The sequence below is a fragment of the Bradyrhizobium sp. Pa8 genome, assembly GCF_052588265.1.
The window spans coordinates 8,251,470-8,269,423 of the sequence record NZ_CP176767.1 but is presented as its reverse complement, the minus strand read 5'-3'; the positions used below and the strand labels follow the sequence as shown (position 1 = coordinate 8,269,423).

Sequence of the window (17,954 nt, the reverse complement as noted above, 5' to 3'; positions counted from 1 at the left end):
CCGAATGACGGAAGGGTATGCCGGGGAGGCTGGTAGGTCTTGCCTATTCACCCTGTCTTGATCGATAATCCGGTAAAATTTTGCGGAAGATGGCGTAATTCGGTAGAAGTTACCGAGTCGGGGGCTTCCATGATTGAAGAGCAGGACGCGCGGATTCTCGCCCATCTCCAGAAGGACGGCCGCGCCACCAACCAGCAGCTCGCCGACGAGGTCGGCATGTCCACCTCGGCGTGCTGGCGCCGGGTGCGTGCGCTGGAGGAGGCCGGTGTCATCCAGGGCTATGCCGCGCTGGTCGCGCGCGAGCAGGCGGGCTTTGCGATGTCGGCCATCCTGCATGTCTCGCTGGAGCGGCACGATGCCAAATTCGTCGACGAGTTCGTCGCGCGGGTGACCACGCGGCGCGAAGTGCTGGAGTGTTTCGCGACCACGGGCGACGCCGACTATCATTTGCGCGTCGTCGTGCAGGACATGGCGGCCTACAACAGATTCCTCGACGAGTTCATGTTCCGCATTCCCGGCATCCGCTACGTCCGCAGCAACGTGGTGCTGAAGGAGATCAAGACGAGTGTGGCGCTGCCGTTTTGATTGCGCGGGAAGTGGCGTGGTGCCGTAGGGTGGGCAAAGGCGCGCTTGCGCCGTGCCCACCATCTCGCCTCCATTACGAATACGGTGGGCACGCTTCGCTTTGCCCACCCTACGGCACCTCTACTACCGCTGTTCCCGCACAAACCTGTTCCGCAACGTCCCCACGCCGGTGATGTCGATCTCCACCACGTCGCCGTGCCCGATGTCAGGCGAGGCGCCGTCCGTGCCCATCCAGATCACATCGCCGGGCCACAGCGTGAAGTACTTGGTCAGCTCGACCAGGAACGGCACCACGCCGAAGATCATGTCGTTGGTGTAGAAGCGGTTGGTCTCCTTGCCGTTGACCCGAACGACGGTTTCCATTTTCGCCAGATTGGCCTCAGTTTCGATCCACGGGCCCATCGGCTTGAACGTGTCGGCGTTCTTCGAGCGCCACAGGCTGCGGTCGGCCTTCTGCCAGCTGCGTTCGCTCACGTCGTTGCCGATGGTATAGCCGAACACGCAATCCATCGCATTTTGCTTGGTGAGATGCTTCACCTTCTTGCCGATCACGACGACGAGCTCGCCTTCATAATGGATCTTGTCCGTCGCAAAGGACGGGATCACGACGTCCTCGTCATGCGCGATCAGCGCGTTCTGGGCGCGGTAGCCGATCTCGGGTCTGTCAGGGACGGCCGGCACCTCGCCGCGCTTGTCGGCGGCTTCCTTCAGGTGCTTCAGATAGTTCAAGCCGACGCAATAGAAGGTGCGCGGGATCAGCGGCAGCTCGATCCGAACCTGCGCCAGCGGATGCGTGCGCGAGGTGCGCTGCCATTCGCCAAAGGGATCGCCGTCGACCGCGATCACCTGGTCGCCCTCGACAATTCCCCAGGAGGTCTTGTCCGAGGCAGTGAATTTCAGCCAGCGCATGCTCTGTCCTCGTTGTTATTCCGCGGCATCGCGCGGCTGCACTTTCCAGGCGCCGGCCGCGGGCCGCTTCAGCCCGAGATTTTCGCGGAGTGTCTTGCCCCGATACTCCTTCTGGAACAAGCCGCGCCGTTGTAGCTCCGGCACGACGTGTTGCACGAAGTCCGCATAGGAGCCGGGCACATAGGTCGCGGCGATGACAAAGCCGTCGCAGCCACGCTCGACGAACATCTCTTCCAGCCTGTCCGCGATCTCCTTGGGGCCGCCGACCATGGCGTCATGGACCTGGCCGCGGCCGGAGAAGGTGACGAAGTCGCGCGCGCTCGGATTGCTCTTGCCGGAATTCTTCAGCACGCCGTCGCGGAGGCCCAGAATGCCCTGCATGCTCTTCAGATCGTCCGTCGTCAACGGCTCGTCGAGGTCCTTGGAGGCGAAATCGTAGTTGAGCGCTTCGGCCAGCAGCGACAGCGCATCGATCTCGAGCGGCAGCTTGTTGATCAGCGCCATCTTGTCCTCGGCCTCGGCCTTGGTGGCAGCGCAGACCGGCGTCGTCAAATTGCAAAGGCGCATCTGGTCGGGATCGCGGCCAGCCTTGGCTGCCTCGTTTCGGACGGCGGCATAACCGTCTTTGGCACCAGCGAGATTGCGCGCAGCCGTGAAGATCACCTCGCCCCAATGGCCGGCAAAGCGCTGGCCGCGGCCGGATGCGCCGGCCTGGATGATGACGGGATGGCCCTGATCCGAGCGCGGCACGGTGAAGGGACCACGGGACTTGAAGGCCGCCCCCTTGTGATCGAGCCGCTTCACCTTGGCCGGATCGGCAAAGCGGCCGCTTGTCTTGTCCATGATGAGCGCGCCGTCTTCCCAGGTGTCCCAATGCCCGAGCACGACCTCCATGAATTCGTCGGCGCGGTCGTAGCGCGAATCATGTTCGGGATGGGAATCGCGGCCCATGTTGAGCGCCTCGCCGTCATTGAGCGAGGTCACGACGTTCCAGCCCGCGCGCCCGCCGGACATCAAATCGAGGGTTGCGAAGCGGCGCGCAACGTCGAACGGCTCGTAATAGGTGGTCGAGCAAGTGGCGCCGAGGCCGAGCTTGTCGGTGACCATGCCCATCGTGGTCAGCACGATCAGCGGATCCATCTTCACGCAGCGGATGCCGTATTCGACGGTGTGGGCATGATCGTTGCCGTAGCGGTCCGGCATCGCCAGCCGATCGTCGAAGAACGCCATGTGGAACTTGCCGGCTTCGAGGATCTTGGCGATCTCTTGATAATAGTCCGCCGACATCGAATCGTCGCGCGAGTCCGGATGCCGCCACGAGCTCGGCAAATTCGTGCAGTTCTGCGCCTGGAGGAAGCCGACCAGTATCATCTGCCGCGTCATGCTGTTCTCCCAAATTCCGTCAGGCCAGATCGAGGACCGTGTCGAGCCGGTACTCGCCCGCCAGCGCGCGCAGCTTTTCCCAGGTCGCATCCTCGATCTCGATGCCGTCGCGCAGGCGTTGCTGTTCGCGCAACCCCTCGATTTCGCCGGGATAGTACACGCCCTTGCTGCCTTCGGAGGACGGCGTCGATTTCAGGTAGCGCGCGAATTCGGCGACCTCGCGCTTGAAATCCTTCAGCGGACGGAACGCGGCGACGTTGAACACCGCCATGAAGCATCCGTCATTGTGACGTCCCGTCGGTTCGACGCCGAAGCCGAGGCCGGTGAGCAGGCCGCACAGCACCTCGACCATGGCGGCGAGGCCGCTGCCCTTGTAGCCCTCGGTGCCGCCGAGCGGCAGCAGCGCGCCGCCCTTGCGATATTGCGTGGGGTCGGTGGTGTGCCGTCCTTCGGCATCGATGATCCACCCGGTCGGAATCTCCTCGCCGCGGGCGACCGCAAGCTGGATCTTGCCGGCCGCAACCGCCGAGGTCGCCATGTCCAGATAGAACGGCGCATCGAGATCGGACGGCACCGCGATCGAGATCGGGTTGGTGCCGAGCCTTGCCTCCTTGCCCCCGAACGGCGCTACATGCTTCGGCGAGCGGCCGGAATCCGCCGTCGCAATCCCGATCATGCCTTCGCGCATCGCCATCAACGGATAGGCGGCGAGGCGGCCGACATGACTTTGGCGGAACACGGTGCAGGCGGCGACGTTCGCCGTCTTCGCCTTCTCGATCGTCAGCGCCATCGCCTTGGCGTTGACGTGGAAGCCGAACCCCCACTGGCCGTCGATCACCGTCGTGGTCGGCGATTCCTGGACGATGGTCCATTTGGCGCCGGGCACGATGTGGCCGGCCTTGATGCGGTCGATGTAGGTCGGAACCGCGATCACGCCATGGGAGTCGTGGCCGGCGAGGTTGGCGTTGACGCAGCCTGTGGCCACCGCATCGGCCTCGTCGTCGGAAGCTCCGGCGGCCCGGAGCAGCGCGGCGCTGATGAGCGTGAGGCGGTCAGTCTTGACGACGGGCATGGCGTTCCCTCGGCATTGTGCCCTTAACGGGCTGCTTGTTGGGACCATCGTCTCAAAGCGTGGGAGCGATATCAATCTCCCGTAAACCAATACAGGGCTGCAAATTCGCAACGAGAGCGCGCCTTTGGTCGAAGAATCCTCCCGTGCGGCGGCATTCCCGACAGTTTGGCGCCGGCCGTTCGCAGCTCATTCACTTTGATCGCGGGTTTGCAGCGCGCAATAACGACCACTTAGGCCGTCGCCGTTCATAAAGCACCCGGGAGAATTAGGCAGAAATGCCCGGGAGCTGAGACCGTGCAGACGACCCTCGCGCGCACCTTTGCAGCGTTGAGCGCCATCAACGAAGCGATCCTTTACGCGAAATCGCCGGACGAGCTGTACCAGAAGGTCTGCGACGCCGGGTTTTCGAGCGGAGACTTTTTGGCCGTTGCCGTGTTTCTGGTGGAGCCGGATGGCCGGCGACTGTGCTTTGCGGCCGGTTGCGGCGATGACGTTGCGCGGCTGCGTTCGCTCGAGATCACGACTGACTCCGGCACGCCCGAGGGAGCGGGTGTTGGCGGCGAAGCCTTTCGCAATCAGAAGCTGAGTATCAGCAACGATTACCTGAATGATCCTCGCTCGCTGGCGTGGCGCGAGGGCGCAGCCAAGGCCCACATCGGCGCGGCGGCTGCGCTGCCGCTGCTCTGCAACGGCAAGAGCGTCGGAGTGCTGTATGTGACCCGCAGGGAAGCCGGCTCGCTGAACGAGCAGATGGTGTCGCTGTTCGAGCGCATGTCGGCCAACATCTCCTATGCGCTGGACAATTTCGCGCGCGAGACCGCGCGGCAGACCAGCGAGCGGGCGACGCGACGGCTCAACCGCATGTTTGGCGCGCTCAGCGCGACCAACGAAGCCATCCTGCGTGCGAAGACCGAGCGGGAATTGTATCAGCTCGTGTGCGACGCCTCGGTGCACGGCGGCAAGTCGCTGGCGACCTTCGTTCTGCTGAAGGAGCAGGACTCGCATTGGCTGAAGCCTGTCGCCGGCACCGGCGAGAATCTGGAGATCGTGGCCCGGACCCACTACTCCGTCGATCCCGAGAATCCCTATGGTCGCGGCATTTCCGGCGAGGTGTTTCGCACCCAGAAGCCGTTTGTCGAACGCGATCTCGCGCGTCGCACCAAGGGGACGCCGTGGGAGCAGGCCAATGTCAATACGGGCGTTGCCGCCTGTATCGCGGCTCCCCTGATCCAGCATGGCCAAAGCATCGGCGTCATCCTGTCCTTCCTCAGCCAGTCCTGGGCGAAGGACGAGGAAGTTGTCGCGCTGATGCTGCGCATCGCCGAGAACGTCTGTTTTGCCCTCGACAATTTCGACCGTGAGGCCGAGAAGGCGCAGATCGCCGCCGAGGAAGAGCGTCTGGCGCGCATGTATGCGGCGCTGAGCGCGACCAATGAGGCGATCTTGCGCGCTCGCTCGCGGGCCGAGCTCTTCGACCTCGTCTGCGAAGCGACGGCGAAAGGCGCCAAGTTCACCTCGGCCACCATCGCACTCGTCGATCACCACGCCGAGCTGCTTCGCGTCGTCGCCTGCTACGGGCCGAACGCGGAGATGGTCCGCACCTTCAAGTTCTCCACCTCCGACCAGATGCCCGAGGGGCGCGGGCTGACCGGGACTGCGTTCCGGACGCGCCAGCCCTGCCTCAGCAACGACGTGCTGTCCGACGACCGGATCAAGCCCTGGCAGGCCAACGCCCGCCGCAACGGGATCGGATCCTCCGCGGCGCTGCCGCTGTTCAATGGCGACAGGGTCGAAGGCGTCTTCCTCTTCAACTCACCGGAACGCGGCACGTTCACGCCCGAGTTCGTCGAGCTGCTGCAACGGCTCCAGGCCAATGTCGCCTTCGCGCTCGAGAACTTCGATCGCGCCGACGAGAAGGCGAAAGCCGAGATGCAGCGCAATCGCCTTCGGGGCATGTTGGAGGCGCTGAGCGCGACCAACGAAGCGATCATGCGCGTGAAGTCCCGCGCCGAGTTGTTCGAAGCCGTGTGCGAGGCCGCCGTGCTCGGCGGCACGTTCACGTCTGCCACCATCGCCTTGGTCGATCCGACGGGGCGCTATCTCGAAATCGCCGTCACCAAGGGCGAGTGCCGCAGTCACGTCGAGAACTGGCGTTTCGGAACGTCCGCCGACGAGCCCGAAGGACGGGGGCTCGCCGGCACCGCATTTCGCACCAAGGCACCTTGCGTCGCGAACGAGCTCCTCACGGACGTTCGTGCGACGCACTGGCGTCGAATCGCGCGGGATCACGGGACGAAATCCGGCGGCTGCTTCCCGCTGCTGAAGAACGGCACCGATGCCGTCGGCATCCTTCTGTTCCTTTCGCCGGACGAAGGCACCTTCACGCCCGACCTCATCCAGTTGCTGGGGCGCCTTGCCGAGAACGTCTCTTTTGCGCTCGACAATTTCGACCGGGCCGAGGAGCGGTCACGGGCCGAGGCGCAGAAGGAGCGCCTGACGCGCATGTTCGCCGCGCTGAGCGCCACCAATGAAGCGATCGTGCGGGCCAAGTCGCGCACCGAGCTGTTCGAGCTGGTGTGTCAGGCCGCGTCCACCGGCGGCAAATTCACCTCGACGACCATTGCGCTCGCCAAGGTAGACAGCGACCAGCTCGCGATTGTCGCGGCCGCAGGGCCATCCGCCGAAACCACGAGGAACGTTCGTCTCTCCATCGACGCCGACCGGCCCGAAGGGCGTGGCATGAGCGGCACCGCGTTCCGTACCCGGCAGCCCTGTGTCAGCAACGACTATGTCAACGACAGCCGTGTGAGCGCCTTCCATGCCGTCCTGCAAGGTGACGGCGCACGCTCCGGCGCGGCGTTCCCGCTCATCACGCACGACCAGCCCGTCGGCGTCATGATCTACATGTCGACCGAGCAGGAGACCTTCACGGCCGAGTTCGTCGAGCTGTTGCAGCGCCTCGCCGACAACGTCTCCTTCGCGATGGAGAATTTCGATCGCGCCGACGAGAAGAACGAGGCCGACGAGCGGATCGAATACCTCGCCTCGCATGACAGCCTGACCGACCTGCCGAATCGCGAGACCTTCAACGGGCTGTTGCGGGAGGCGATCGACGAAGCTCAGCGCCACGATCACCGTTTCGCGGTGTTGTTCATCGATCTCGATCGCTTCAAGGTCATCAACGATTCGCTCGGCCATGAGGCCGGCGATCTGCTCCTGCTCGAAGTGGGAAGCCGGCTGCGCGGTGCGCTGCGGGCGACCGACGTGGTCGCACGCCTCGGCGGCGATGAGTTCGTGGTGATCCTCGACCAGTGCGGTGAGATCGACGACGTCCAGCGCATCGCGACCGGGCTGCTCGCGGCGCTCGCCGAGCCCATGGAGCTGGCCGGCCACGAGTGCCACACCACGGCCTCGATCGGCATCGCGATGTATCCGGCCAACGGCTCCGACGTTCAGACGCTGACCAAGAACGCCGACATGGCGATGTATCTCGCCAAGGAAGACGGCAAGAACGGCTATCGCTTCTTCTCCAAGGAGGTGAAGACGCAGTCGATCGAGCGGTTGTCGCTCGAGAGCGCGCTGCGCCGGGCGCTGGAGCGGGAGCAGTTCTCGCTGAACTACCAGCCCAAGGTGGACATGGAGACCGGCCAGATCACCGGCGTGGAAGCGCTGCTGCGCTGGACGCACCCGGATCTCGGCAGCATCTCGCCGGCGCAGTTCATTCCGCTTGCGGAAGAGACCGGGTTGATCGTGCCGATCGGCCGCTGGGTGGTGAGAGAAGCCTGCGCGCAGGCCATGGCCTGGCAGCGCCGCGGCCTGTTGCCGGTGTCGATGGCGGTCAACCTGTCGCCGCGGCAGTTTGTCGACGAACATCTGTTGCAGGACGTCGACGAGGCGCTGGCCGCCTCCGGCATGTCGCCGGTGCTGCTCCAGCTCGAGGTCACCGAGAGCATGATGATGCGCAATGTCGGTCGCGCGCTGAAGGTGCTCGACGCCATCCAGAGCCGCGGCATCCGCCTCGCCATCGACGATTTCGGCACCGGCTATTCGTCGATGTCGCTGATGAAGCATTTTCCGATCGACACCATCAAGATCGACCGCTCCTTCGTGCGCGACCTGCCGCAGGATTCGGAGGACCAGGCGATCGCGCAGGCGATCATCAGCATGGGCAAGGCACTCGGCATGACCGTGGTTGCCGAAGGCGTCGAGAACGCCGAGCAGGAGGCGTTCCTGCGCACCCATGGCTGCGACGAGATGCAGGGCTTCCTCATCTCCAGGCCGGTGCCGGCGCGGCAGATGGCCGAGCTGCTGCGGCCGATGGAGCTGCCTGTCGCACCGCCGCTCCAGCCGGAGCCGGACCTCGCTGCGACCGAGGCCGCGGCGTTACGGCTGAAACGCGCTGTCATCTGACGGCTGCGGGTGCAGCTCGCGGACGTTGTCTTGCTTGGTTTCCGCCTTGCGCGGAAAATCATCCGGCCAGGGCTGCGAGGTTTGCTCGGCGAACAGCTCCAGGAGGGCATGCGCACCTTCGGCAAAGCTTGAGCCGTCGCCGAGGCTCAGCTCACAACACCACACCTGTCGCATCGGCTCGTGGGCGTCGACCACCGCCATCGCCGGTCCCCACCACCAGGCCGGTGCCGGCGAGCGTTCGTCCTCCGGCACGGCGTGCCATAGGACGAGCTCGTCCATCACGCGCTCGAATTGAAGGCTTGCGGCCTGATGCATTCGCTCCGTGCTCCCTGGGCCGCGCCTGAAAGCAGGCCGATGCCCGGACTCGATCGTGGCCTTCGCTGTGAAGAACAGGCTCGCGCTATTGGCGGAGCCTCACATGCCGCTTCCATTGGCGGCCATAAGAGCAACATGCGGCGGTCGGGACATGCGCCGCCGCCGGCTGTGATCATCTCTTTAGCCGCTCAGGGGCCCGACCGGCAAGTCGCAATACGGGCGTCTAGCGCGTCCTGAGTGGATGCGCTGTCTGGTGCCAGGCCCAGGCAGTCCGGATCACCGTCTTTAGATCGGAATGGCGCGGCACGAAGTTCAGCACGTTTCGCGCGGCGGAGGCATCGGCGACCAGATAGGTGGGATCGCCGGCGCGACGCGGCTTCATGGTGTGCGGCACCTCGCGGCCGGTCTCCTGCCTGATGGCGTTCAGGATCTCGCGGACCGAAAAGCCGGAGCCGGTGCCCAGATTGAAGCTGCCGCCGGCATGTCCCGTTTCCAGGAGCTTCAGTGCAGCGACATGCGCCGCAGCAAGGTCGGTGACGTGGATGTAGTCGCGGATCGCGGTGCCGTCGGGCGTATCGTAATCGTCGCCGAACACGGCGAAGTCGACATGGCCCTGGAGCGCCATCATGGCGCGCGGAATGAGATGCGTTTCGTTGTCACGCAACTCGCCGATGCCGCCGGCCGGGTCGGCGCCGCTGGCGTTGAAGTAGCGCAGGCAGAACGCGCCGAAGCCATAGGCTGCGCGATAATCGGCGAGCATGCGCTCGATCATCCATTTCGACGCGCCGTAGGGATTGATCGGTGCGCAGGGGAAGTCCTCGGGCAGCTCCTTGGAATCGGCGTTGCCGTAGACGGCGCCTGTCGAGGAGAACACGATGCGCTGGCAGCCTGCGTTGCGCATCGCCTGCAGCAGCGACAGCGTGCCCTGGACGTTGTTGATGTAGTATTTCTGCGGGTCGGTCATGGACTCGCCGACCAGGCTTGCCGCCGCGAAATGCATCACGGCCGTGACCTTGTGGTCGGCGAAGGCGCGCGCCAGCGCGGCGCCGTCGAGCAGGTCGCCCGTCACTAGCGGACCCGCGACGAAGCTGCGATGACCTGTCGAGAGATTGTCATAAACGACGGGCTGATAGCCGGCGGCAGACAGTGCGCGGCAGGCATGCGAGCCAATATAGCCCGCGCCCCCTGTGACGAGGACGGTCGGTCGGTCGGTCATGTCGTCTTCTACTCTTCTCTCAGCGATTGGAAGGCCGTTTGCGGCTGAAGAGAAGATAGAGCGCGCGAGGGTTGGTGGTCAAATAGCGCCAGAGCAGGCGGCGCGGCTCGAGCCATGTGCGCCAAGCCCATTCGAGGCCGATCTTCTGCATCCATTGCGGCGCGCGGGACCGGCTGCCCGATAAAAAGTTGAACAAGCCGCCGGATGTCTTGATAACGCCAACATTGGTCAGCAACGGCGTGTATTCCTCGACGAATGCCTGCTCATTGGGCACGCCGAGCGCGACCCAGAGGTAATCCGGGGCGAGCGCGTTGATCTCCTCGACTTTCGCGCGCAGGGCGTCGCCGCGGAAATATCCGTGGCTGTGCCCCACGATCTTGAGGTTCGGATACAGCCGCTGGACATTCGCGACCGCCGCGGCGTTCTCTTCCTCGCTGGCGCCGAACATGTAGAAGGTGCGGCCGACGGCTTCGGCCTTGCGCGCGACCACGTGGAACAAATCGGTGGTCGCGACGCGCTCCGGCAACGGAAACCAGGATTGCAGCTTTGACGCCGCGACCAGCGGCTGGCCGTCGGCATTGATCAAATCGGCGGCGCGGAACAGGCGCTCGGTCTGCGGCTCGGTCGAGCAGCGCGCCAGCACCTCGCCATTGGCCGAAGTCAGGTACAGCGGACGGCCGATGCGATGTCGGGGATCGGTGGCCTCGATCATGAAATCGGCGGTCGCTTCCAGGTCGAGCGCGGCCATGCGAAGGCCGCCGACGGTGATCCGCGGCACGTCGGCGGTTGCGGCCCGGCCGTCCAGATTGACGCGGCGCTCAAGCATATTGTCTGCCTCGCTGGCGCGCTTGAGTTGCGGGGGTGAGCTCGTCGAGCACGACGCCGACGAGCTTGCGCTCGGCGCGGCCGAGCGTGTTCAGGATTTCTTCCAGGCCGTCGTTGATGTCGAGGCTGGTCGGCAGCACCGCCACCAGCGCGTCGGCGTCGTCGAGCAGCTTGCGGCTAGCTGCACCAAGCGGCGTCACGGGGCCGTCGAGAATTACGAGATCGTAGCCGCCGGCGGCGCGCGCCTGCTCGATGGCCTTGCGCATGGCCTCAGTCGCCTTGCCTGCATCGCCGTCGGCGGCCGGCAGCACCGAGATGCCGTTGGCCGTCTTGATCTCGCGCGCGGCCTTGCTGCCGATCGAGAGCCAGCCGAGCCGGCTCGGCTCGCTCTTGCCGGGGCGGCTCACCTTGTTCGAGAGCGAATGTGCCTGATGATCGGCATCGATCATCAGCACGCGGGCGCCGTCGCGCGCGGCCGCGAGCGCGAAATTCAGCGCGGTCACGCTGCGCCCGGTGGTCTCGCCCGCGCCGACGAGTGCGATGACCGGCATGGCCTTGCCGCCGGCATGCCGGGCAACAGCACTGCGCATGTCGCGCCAGGCGTTGAGCAGCGTCGTCAGCGGAAAGCCGGGGCGGAGCGTCGGCCAGCCCAGCCGGGTCAGATCGACGCCGCCGCCGGTGGCGAGGATGGCGCCGAGCGTGTGAATGACGTCGGCCTCCTGCAGGCGCGCGATCAGCGGCTTTCCGATCAGCGTGCTTTCGTCCATCTCAGGCTGCAGCGATGGCGCAGCCAGCTCCGGTAGAGACTGCGCAACCTCCGGAGCTCGCGGAGCCGGCTGCGGCTGGGCTACCTCCGGTGTCCGCGAAACCTCCGGCGCTCGCGGAGTTCGCGGTGCCGGCGTGCGCTCACGACGGGCCGGTGTGGGCGCTGCCGGCGCAGTCGCACCGGCGGACAGCAGCTCGGCCGCGACGAACCAGCTTGCAGCAGCGAGCGCGCCGAAGATGAAGCCGATCATGGCGAACATGCTCATCGCCGGCGGGAACGAGCGCCGCTGCGGCACGGTGGCTTCGCCGATGACGCGGGCCGCCGAGGTGTTCAGGGTCTCTTGCTCCTCGGTCTCGCGCGAGCGCTTGAGGAAGGACTGGTAGACGTCGCGGCTGGCATCGGCCTCGCGTTCGAGCTCGCGCAGGCGCACGGCAGCCTGGCTGAGCTGGACGCTCTGCCGCTTCTGCGCTTCCAGCGCCCGGTTGAGCGAGGCTTCAAAGTCCCGGGCGCGCGTCAGATCGTTCTTGGCGGACTGGGCGAAGCGGTCGATCTCTTCGTTGATGGTGCGCTTGAGATCCTCGACCTGCTTCTCGGTCTGGCGCAGCGCCGGATGCCGCGGGCCGAGCTCGCCGGCCTGCTCCGCATATTTCTTGCGGGCGTCGGCATATTGCGCGCGCAGGTTTGCGATGGTCGGCGATTGCAGCGCTTCCGAATTCGCGCCGGCATCGGCAGCGGTGCGCCGGCTCGCCTCGATCTGGTCGAGCCGCGCCTGGGCGTCCATCGTCGCCGCGCGGGCCGCGGAAAGCCGCTGGTTGCTGGCGGAGAGCTGCTGGTCGCTGATCAGCGCGTCCTGGGTGCCGACGAAATTGTTCTGGGCCTTGTAGGTGGCGAGCGCGGTCTCGGCGCTGCGCAGCCGCTCGCGCAGCTCCTTGAGGCGGCCGGAGAGATCGTTGGTGGCGCGTCGCGCGGCCGAAGCCTGCGAGTTGCGGGATTCGGCGAGGTAGGCGCTGGTCAGCGTGTTGGCGAGCATCGCCGCCTTCGCCGGGTCGGTCGACCAGACCTCGATGTCGACGATGAAGCTCTTCTCGGTCTTGCGAACCGTGATGTGCCTGTTCAGCGCGTCGAGCGCTGCGAGCTGCACTTCCTTCGTCTCCGCGGCGGAGGGCGCGCGGGGCTGAAGGCCGATCAGGCCGAGCAGCGACGACATCAGGCTCCTGGCATCACCGCCGCCGCCGAATTCGGGATCCTTGTCCAGATTAGCCTGCTGGATCACCTGGAGCAGCACGCTGTTCGAGGTAATCAGGCGCGCCTGGCTCTCCACCACCATGGCCATGCCCGAGACGTCCTGGGCACGCGGCGTGAGCTCGCGATCGACGAGCTGAAGCTCGCGCGGGTCGACATAGAGCTGGGCGGTGGCGGTGTAGCGGGGCGTCACGCTCTTGCCCGCGGTGACGGCAAGCGTCGCACCGAGGAGTGCGGCAGCGGCAATCGCGATCTTCCGCCGCCAGAGCAGATTGACGAGCTGCAGCGCGTTGAAACCGGTCTGAGGCCTCTGTTGCTGCGGGGCCTCCGATCCGGCCCGATCTATCGGCTGGTTGTAGTCAAGCATAGTCCCCAGCTTTCATTCCAACGACCGCGGGCTGAGGGGTTACTCTTCGCTTTACGCCACGCACCCGGGATATAGGTGCCCAATCAACGCAACAGGGAAAATTAACCATACTCATTGAGGGACTATTCACCGAAATGGCAAACAAAGCGTTTAAGCGCATCTCGCTCTTCGACGCGTCGCGATGACGCTGAGGTCCCCAAGGGATTAACGGTTCGTTACCGCGCGCAGCGAGGCCGCCAGGCCTCGCTCGTCCTGCGATGGACCGCGCGCGTGCCATGATCGTCAGCTCTTCCGCAGAATGACGTGGTAATCACCGCGGCGAACGTCGATCCCGCCCCGCAGCACGGCGTTCATCACGGCAGCGGCGGCATCGACCAGAGCGGCGAACAGCGGCTTGCGCCGTCGCATCTCGGGATAGCGCGGACTCTCGACCTCGCGGCGGTAGATCATCTCGAGGCCGTTGGCCGCGGCGAATGCTTCGAGCCGCGGCAGCGTCACCAGCGGATGGAAGAAGGTCGGGAACGGCGGCTCGCCGGGCAGGCCGGCATCCTTGATGCCGCGGATATTCCGGTAGAACCAGACGTGAAACCAGTGCGGCGAGTATTTGGTGACGACGCCCGACAGCGAGCGCGGATTGGGTGCGCCGATCAGGATCATTCCGCCGGGCTTGAGCGCGTCGCGGAAATTCAGGAGCGCGGCATCGACATGGGGCAGATGTTCGATCACGTTGTAGCAGATCACCAGATCGAAGGTTTCGCGTCCAAAGCTGTAAGTCTGCACGTCGCCGAGGATCGCCTCGTCCGCGTAAGTGTTGTTGCGGACCTGGTCTTCGTCGATGTCGACGACGGTGACCTTGCTGCGGTTGAGCAACTCCGGTGGCAGGACACTGCACGAGCCGCCGCCGGCTTCGTAGATGGCGAGCTGGCCCTGCGGCAATTCGCGGCGCAGCACGTCGTGGACGGCGAGCAGGCTGTCGCGGGCTTCGCCGGGGACCAGATCGTGCAGCGCCTGGGTGCGTGCACTGGCCGCTGGGATTTGGATCGCCGTGGCTGTCGCGAAATCGATCGAGGCTGGCTTGTTCATTTTTTCTGACCGCGCTTGTTCGACTCAAATTTACAGGAAAAATCTCGCATGCCCGAAGAGCAAATTCGGTGCCGCGCCGCTTCACCGGTCGCGGTGCTTACGGTCGGGTTAATGCGGGCAGGCGTTAACTACGGCATTGTCCATGTTGCGCTGTTGTGCGCGTGATGGACTGCGAATTGCACTATCACTTATGCAGGAATTTGGAGGAGAAACGCGCAAAAGCGGTTAAGCGTATGGAGGGCGGGAGATCGGCGGCGTTGCGCCGTCGCGAGCCTCGGGCCCGCCGTTCATTTTGGGACTGATCTGTCCCGCGGCGACGTGCCGTCGCAGGACAGCGCCGATTCCTGCGTGATTGACGCAGGGCTTTTTCAATACATCTCGGACATCTAGGATGCCATGACGCTGATCCCGACAGACCTTTCCGCCAGCCGGATCTCGGATGCCGTGCGTGATCCCAACCGGGAGATCGCGGCGAGCTCCCGCGTCATCGACCTGTCGGTCGGCATCGTCGTCTGCATTCCCTGCTTCCGCCGCCCGCACCATCTGCGGCTGACGCTGGACTCGCTCGCGAGCCAGCGCACTCCGCGCTCCTTCGCGGTGGTCATGGTCGAGAACGACGCGGTGGGGCGCGAAAGCACGCCGGTTGCCGCGGAGTATCTGGCCGACGGCCGGCTCCAGGGCGTTTGCCTGGTCGAGAAGCGGCAGGGCAATTGCCAGGCGATCAACGCCGCATTCGAGACGGCCCAGGCGCTGTTTCCCGCCGCGACCCGCTTCCTGATGATCGACGACGACGAGATCGCTTCGCCCGACTGGCTCGAGCTGATGGTTCGCACCGCGGAGGCGACCGGCGCCGACGTGGTCGGCGGGCCGGTGCTGCCGGTCTTCGACGACGACAGCAAGCCCTGGCTCGCGCGTCATCCCGCCTTCTGCCCCGCCTATGATTACAGCGGCGCGGTGCCGCTGATTTATGGCTGTGGCAACTGCCTGATCACGCGTGCGGCGTTCGAGCGGTTCGATCGTCCCGCTTTCGACCTGCGCTTCAATTTCCTCGGCGGCGGCGACTGCGATTTCTTCGTGCGGTGCCGCGATGCCGGCATGATCTTCCACTGGACGGCGGAGGCGGTCATCACGGAGACCGTGCCGCAAAACCGCACCAGCCTCGGCTGGATCGCCAAGCGCGGCCTGCGCATTGGCGCTATTAATTATCGCGTGCAGTACAAGGCCGCACAAAGCGCGGGCGCGCGGGCGCGGGTGTTCGCGCAGATGCTCGGACGGTTGCCCCTGTCGTTGCTGCGTTCCGCTCGTCTGCTCGCGACATCGAAGGCCGTCGTTGCCATGCATCCGGCGCTGGTCGCGCTCGGCTCCGTGCTGGCGGCGTTCGGCATCGAGCCGAAGCCGTACGAGGCCTCGAAGATCGTGTCCTGACGTTACAGTGTCGGGTTAGATGCCGAAGCGGGCGAGGGCCACCCTGAGCGTCGCGCGCGGCAGCGCCTTGAGAGAGCGTCGTCCGACCATCCCGAGATAGCCGAATGCCTGGCGATATCTGCCGAAGCGGACCGCTTGCATCGCAGAATAGGTGACGAGATGGATCTCGGCAGCCAGCCGCAGCCCGGCTGCCGTACCCACGGGCAGTCTCGCCAGGATCAGGCCATCGTCGAACACCCGCGCAATTGCCGGGAAGAAATCCTTCGGCGTCCGCACGGCCGCATTCATGGTGTTGGCGGTGTGCAGGCGATAGTCGAGAAGAAGCTTTGGTGCGAACTCGAACTCGCCGATAGCGGCGAGGCGGCACCAGCAATGCCAGTCCTCGCAATATCTGAGGGAAGTGTCGAAGCCGCCGATGGCGCGGAAGGCCTCCGCACGTGCGAGCGCGATGCCGCCATTGACGATGAAATTGCCGGCCGCGAGCCGTGCCAGCACGTCGCCGGACGGCTTGCGGCGTCCCTTCAGCAGGCCCCGCCGGCCGATCTGCCGTCCCTCGCTGTCGATCGTGTTGTAGTCGCCGTAGACGAGAACCGCGCGCGGAGCACCGCGGGCCGCCGCCAGCAGGGCCGGCACCGCGCCGGGGCGCAGGCGGTCGTCGGCATCGAGGAAGAGCAGCCATTCGCCGCTCGCATATCGTGCGCCGAGATTGCGCGCGGCGGATACGCCGGCGGAGTCGTTGGTCATCAGGCGCAGCCGCGGGTCACGAATGGCGCGGACAATAGCCGTGGTGGTGTCGCTCGAGCCGTCATCGACGACGATCACTTCGGTGATCTCGCCTTGCGCCAGTGCGCTGGCTAGGGTTTCGCCGATATAGGCTGCAACGTTCTTGGCGGGAATGACGACGGACACCGATGTGGTTGAGCCGGCCGGCAGCGGGAGACGCGGCGCCGGAACGACGCGCGAGGTAGCCGGTAAATCGAGAACATCTTCGGCGGTGATCAGAGCCACGGCTCGCCTTTAAGGGTCTGTTAACCAGGGCGCATCTGCCGACTGGCATTGCGATCAATCGCAACATTGGCCCGCCGCGAATGATACTCGCATTACGACCAAATCGTTGTCGCGAAGGCCTGCGTGCCGCTGGTTTCGTCAATTAGCGTTAAGCCGCGGGCATTAAGCCTGTCGCAAATTTGGAAGAGTGCGACAGCCGGTCCCATGCGAGAATGCGGACCTGATTGCCGCGGATGGATCTAGTGCCCGCAAAGACGTTCGAACACGACCCCGATGCCATCGTCCTCAACCTCTTCTACGAGGACAAGGACGATCGCTGGTTTCCCGGCGACCGGCATCTGCGGCGCATGGCGCGCCGGATGCTGCTCGGCGAACCGCGCATGAGCGGGCAGCTTCGCGTGTTCCTCAATCTCTGCGCAGGGCTCGACCGGCTCGGCATCCGTTACCGCGTCAATGACTACGGCTACATCGCGCAGCATCCCGACGAGCTTGCCTGCATCATCGGTCGCACCTTCCTGCTCGACAAGTTCGCGTGGAAGAATCCGATCCTGCTCGGCGTCGCCGCCCACAATCATCCGCTCGACGACCCCGATCTGTTCAAGCGGCTGCCGGTGAAGAAGGTCGTGGTGCCCGGCCCTTGGTACGTCGACATGTACCGGCCGTACTGGCCCGACACGGAGGCCTGGCCGATCGGCATCGACACGGATCTCTGGGCGCCGTCGGCGCCGACGCAAAAGACCGTCGACGTCCTGATCTACGACAAGGTCCATTGGGACCGCGAGCGCTATGCGCCGGAGCTGATCGAGCCCGTCCGCGCCCGGCTCCTCAAGGAGGGCCGCTCGTTCACGAAATTGCGCTACGGCAGTTACAAGGAAGAAGACTATCAGGCCGCGCTGGCGCGCTCGCGCGCGATGATCTTCCTGTGCCAGAACGAGAGCCAGGGCATCGCCTATCAGCAGGCTCTGTCCTGCGGCGTGCCGGTGTTCGCCTGGGATCCCGGCGGCCCGTGGCGCGACCCGGATTATTATCCGCACCGCGTCCAGTTCGCACCGGTGTCGTCGGTGCCGTATTGGGACGACCGCTGCGGTGCCAAGTTCATCGACATCGCGGGGTTCGAGGCGGGCTGGGACAGTTTCTGGGCCGGGTGCACCGCTGATGCGTTCGATCCGCGCGGCTTCGTGCTCGCCAATCTCACGCTGGAGCAACGGGCGCTGCAATATTACGAGATCGCGCGCAGCATCGTGCGCCCGCAGGCGGCAACGCAGGCCGCGGGCCTATTGGTTGACGGATGCTTAACAAGGATAGGCTAAAACCCAAAGCTTCCCCGGCTTCATCACCTGCCTTGGGC

13 protein-coding genes are annotated in these 17,954 nt (G+C 65.2%); 4 read left to right on the top strand and 9 right to left on the bottom strand.

Annotation, left to right across the window (positions count from 1 at the left end; translation table 11 throughout):
• Positions 1-129: 129 nt before the first annotated feature.
• On the top strand, positions 130-585 hold the full coding sequence (locus ACKWRH_RS39195) for an Lrp/AsnC family transcriptional regulator (protein ID WP_282521910.1): 456 nt from the start codon (positions 130-132) through the stop codon (positions 583-585).
• A gap of 123 nt (positions 586-708) precedes the next feature.
• On the opposite strand, the gene ACKWRH_RS39190 is transcribed toward ACKWRH_RS39195, so the two are convergent.
• From ACKWRH_RS39190 to ACKWRH_RS39180, 3 genes are read right to left on the bottom strand one after another with little or no spacing between them, the layout of a single operon-like run.
• A complete protein-coding gene (locus ACKWRH_RS39190; RefSeq protein ID WP_166083575.1) occupies positions 709-1,494 on the bottom strand; it encodes a fumarylacetoacetate hydrolase family protein in 786 nt (261 codons plus the stop codon).
• Positions 1,495-1,509: 15 nt separating this feature from the next.
• Positions 1,510-2,877 carry an LLM class flavin-dependent oxidoreductase gene (locus ACKWRH_RS39185; RefSeq protein WP_445217897.1) on the bottom strand — a complete coding sequence of 456 codons (1,368 nt, stop codon included), beginning with the start codon at positions 2,875-2,877 and terminating at the stop codon, positions 1,510-1,512.
• Positions 2,878-2,896: 19 nt separating this feature from the next.
• Positions 2,897-3,949 carry an Ldh family oxidoreductase gene (locus ACKWRH_RS39180; RefSeq protein ID WP_445217896.1) on the bottom strand — a complete coding sequence of 351 codons (1,053 nt, stop codon included), beginning with the start codon at positions 3,947-3,949 and terminating at the stop codon, positions 2,897-2,899.
• A 294-nt stretch (positions 3,950-4,243) separates the two neighbouring features.
• Here ACKWRH_RS39180 and ACKWRH_RS39175 point away from each other — a divergent pair, with 294 nt between their 5' ends.
• Complete coding sequence (locus tag ACKWRH_RS39175; RefSeq protein ID WP_445217895.1) at positions 4,244-8,359, top strand: bifunctional diguanylate cyclase/phosphodiesterase; 4,116 nt, start codon at positions 4,244-4,246, stop codon at positions 8,357-8,359.
• Here the strand turns inward: ACKWRH_RS39175 and ACKWRH_RS39170 are convergent.
• From ACKWRH_RS39170 to ACKWRH_RS39150, 5 genes are all read right to left on the bottom strand, one after another.
• Entirely contained in the window at positions 8,333-8,674 is a 342-nt protein-coding gene (locus tag ACKWRH_RS39170) for a hypothetical protein (RefSeq protein ID WP_445217894.1), read from the bottom strand. The genes ACKWRH_RS39175 and ACKWRH_RS39170 overlap by 27 nt on opposite strands.
• 223 nt (positions 8,675-8,897) lie before the next feature.
• The gene (gene galE, locus ACKWRH_RS39165; protein ID WP_071909477.1) at positions 8,898-9,890 is read right to left on the bottom strand and encodes a UDP-glucose 4-epimerase GalE; all 993 of its coding nucleotides are present in this window, start codon (positions 9,888-9,890) and stop codon (positions 8,898-8,900) included.
• A 19-nt stretch (positions 9,891-9,909) separates the two neighbouring features.
• Positions 9,910-10,716 (bottom strand): WecB/TagA/CpsF family glycosyltransferase, encoded by an 807-nt coding sequence (locus ACKWRH_RS39160; RefSeq protein ID WP_014491871.1) that lies wholly within the window; start codon positions 10,714-10,716, stop codon positions 9,910-9,912.
• Positions 10,709-13,090 carry an exopolysaccharide transport family protein gene (locus tag ACKWRH_RS39155; protein ID WP_445217893.1) on the bottom strand — a complete coding sequence of 794 codons (2,382 nt, stop codon included), beginning with the start codon at positions 13,088-13,090 and terminating at the stop codon, positions 10,709-10,711. Before ACKWRH_RS39155 ends, ACKWRH_RS39160 begins: the two co-directional genes overlap by 8 nt.
• 282 nt (positions 13,091-13,372) lie before the next feature.
• Positions 13,373-14,173: a class I SAM-dependent methyltransferase gene (locus tag ACKWRH_RS39150; RefSeq protein ID WP_445217892.1), complete on the bottom strand. Its 801-nt coding sequence runs from the start codon at positions 14,171-14,173 to the stop codon at positions 13,373-13,375.
• Positions 14,174-14,569: 396 nt separating this feature from the next.
• On the opposite strand from ACKWRH_RS39150, the gene ACKWRH_RS39145 reads away from it, so the two are divergent.
• Positions 14,570-15,598 (top strand): glycosyltransferase family 2 protein, encoded by a 1,029-nt coding sequence (locus tag ACKWRH_RS39145; protein WP_445217891.1) that lies wholly within the window; start codon positions 14,570-14,572, stop codon positions 15,596-15,598.
• 15 nt (positions 15,599-15,613) lie between these two features.
• On the opposite strand, the gene ACKWRH_RS39140 is transcribed toward ACKWRH_RS39145, so the two are convergent.
• Entirely contained in the window at positions 15,614-16,600 is a 987-nt protein-coding gene (locus tag ACKWRH_RS39140; RefSeq protein WP_445222556.1) for a glycosyltransferase, read from the bottom strand.
• 248 nt (positions 16,601-16,848) lie between these two features.
• Here ACKWRH_RS39140 and ACKWRH_RS39135 point away from each other — a divergent pair, with 248 nt between their 5' ends.
• Positions 16,849-17,916: a glycosyltransferase gene (locus ACKWRH_RS39135; RefSeq protein ID WP_445217890.1), complete on the top strand. Its 1,068-nt coding sequence runs from the start codon at positions 16,849-16,851 to the stop codon at positions 17,914-17,916.
• Positions 17,917-17,954: the final 38 nt, after the last annotated feature.

Excerpts from the sequence above, each read along its gene's own strand:
- ACKWRH_RS39150 (WP_445217892.1), bottom strand. The coding sequence starts at position 14,173 with ATGAACAAGCCAGCCTCGATCGATTTCGCGACAGCCACGGCGATCCAA.
- ACKWRH_RS39185 (WP_445217897.1), bottom strand. The coding sequence starts at position 2,877 with ATGACGCGGCAGATGATACTGGTCGGCTTCCTCCAGGCGCAGAACTGC.
- ACKWRH_RS39155 (WP_445217893.1), bottom strand. The coding sequence starts at position 13,090 with ATGCTTGACTACAACCAGCCGATAGATCGGGCCGGATCGGAGGCCCCG.
- ACKWRH_RS39190 (WP_166083575.1), bottom strand. The coding sequence starts at position 1,494 with ATGCGCTGGCTGAAATTCACTGCCTCGGACAAGACCTCCTGGGGAATT.
- ACKWRH_RS39170 (WP_445217894.1), bottom strand. The coding sequence starts at position 8,674 with ATGCATCAGGCCGCAAGCCTTCAATTCGAGCGCGTGATGGACGAGCTC.
- ACKWRH_RS39195 (WP_282521910.1), top strand. The coding sequence starts at position 130 with ATGATTGAAGAGCAGGACGCGCGGATTCTCGCCCATCTCCAGAAGGAC.
- ACKWRH_RS39180 (WP_445217896.1), bottom strand. The coding sequence starts at position 3,949 with ATGCCCGTCGTCAAGACTGACCGCCTCACGCTCATCAGCGCCGCGCTG.
- galE (WP_071909477.1), bottom strand. The coding sequence starts at position 9,890 with ATGACCGACCGACCGACCGTCCTCGTCACAGGGGGCGCGGGCTATATT.
- ACKWRH_RS39160 (WP_014491871.1), bottom strand. The coding sequence starts at position 10,716 with ATGCTTGAGCGCCGCGTCAATCTGGACGGCCGGGCCGCAACCGCCGAC.
- ACKWRH_RS39145 (WP_445217891.1), top strand. The coding sequence starts at position 14,570 with ATGACGCTGATCCCGACAGACCTTTCCGCCAGCCGGATCTCGGATGCC.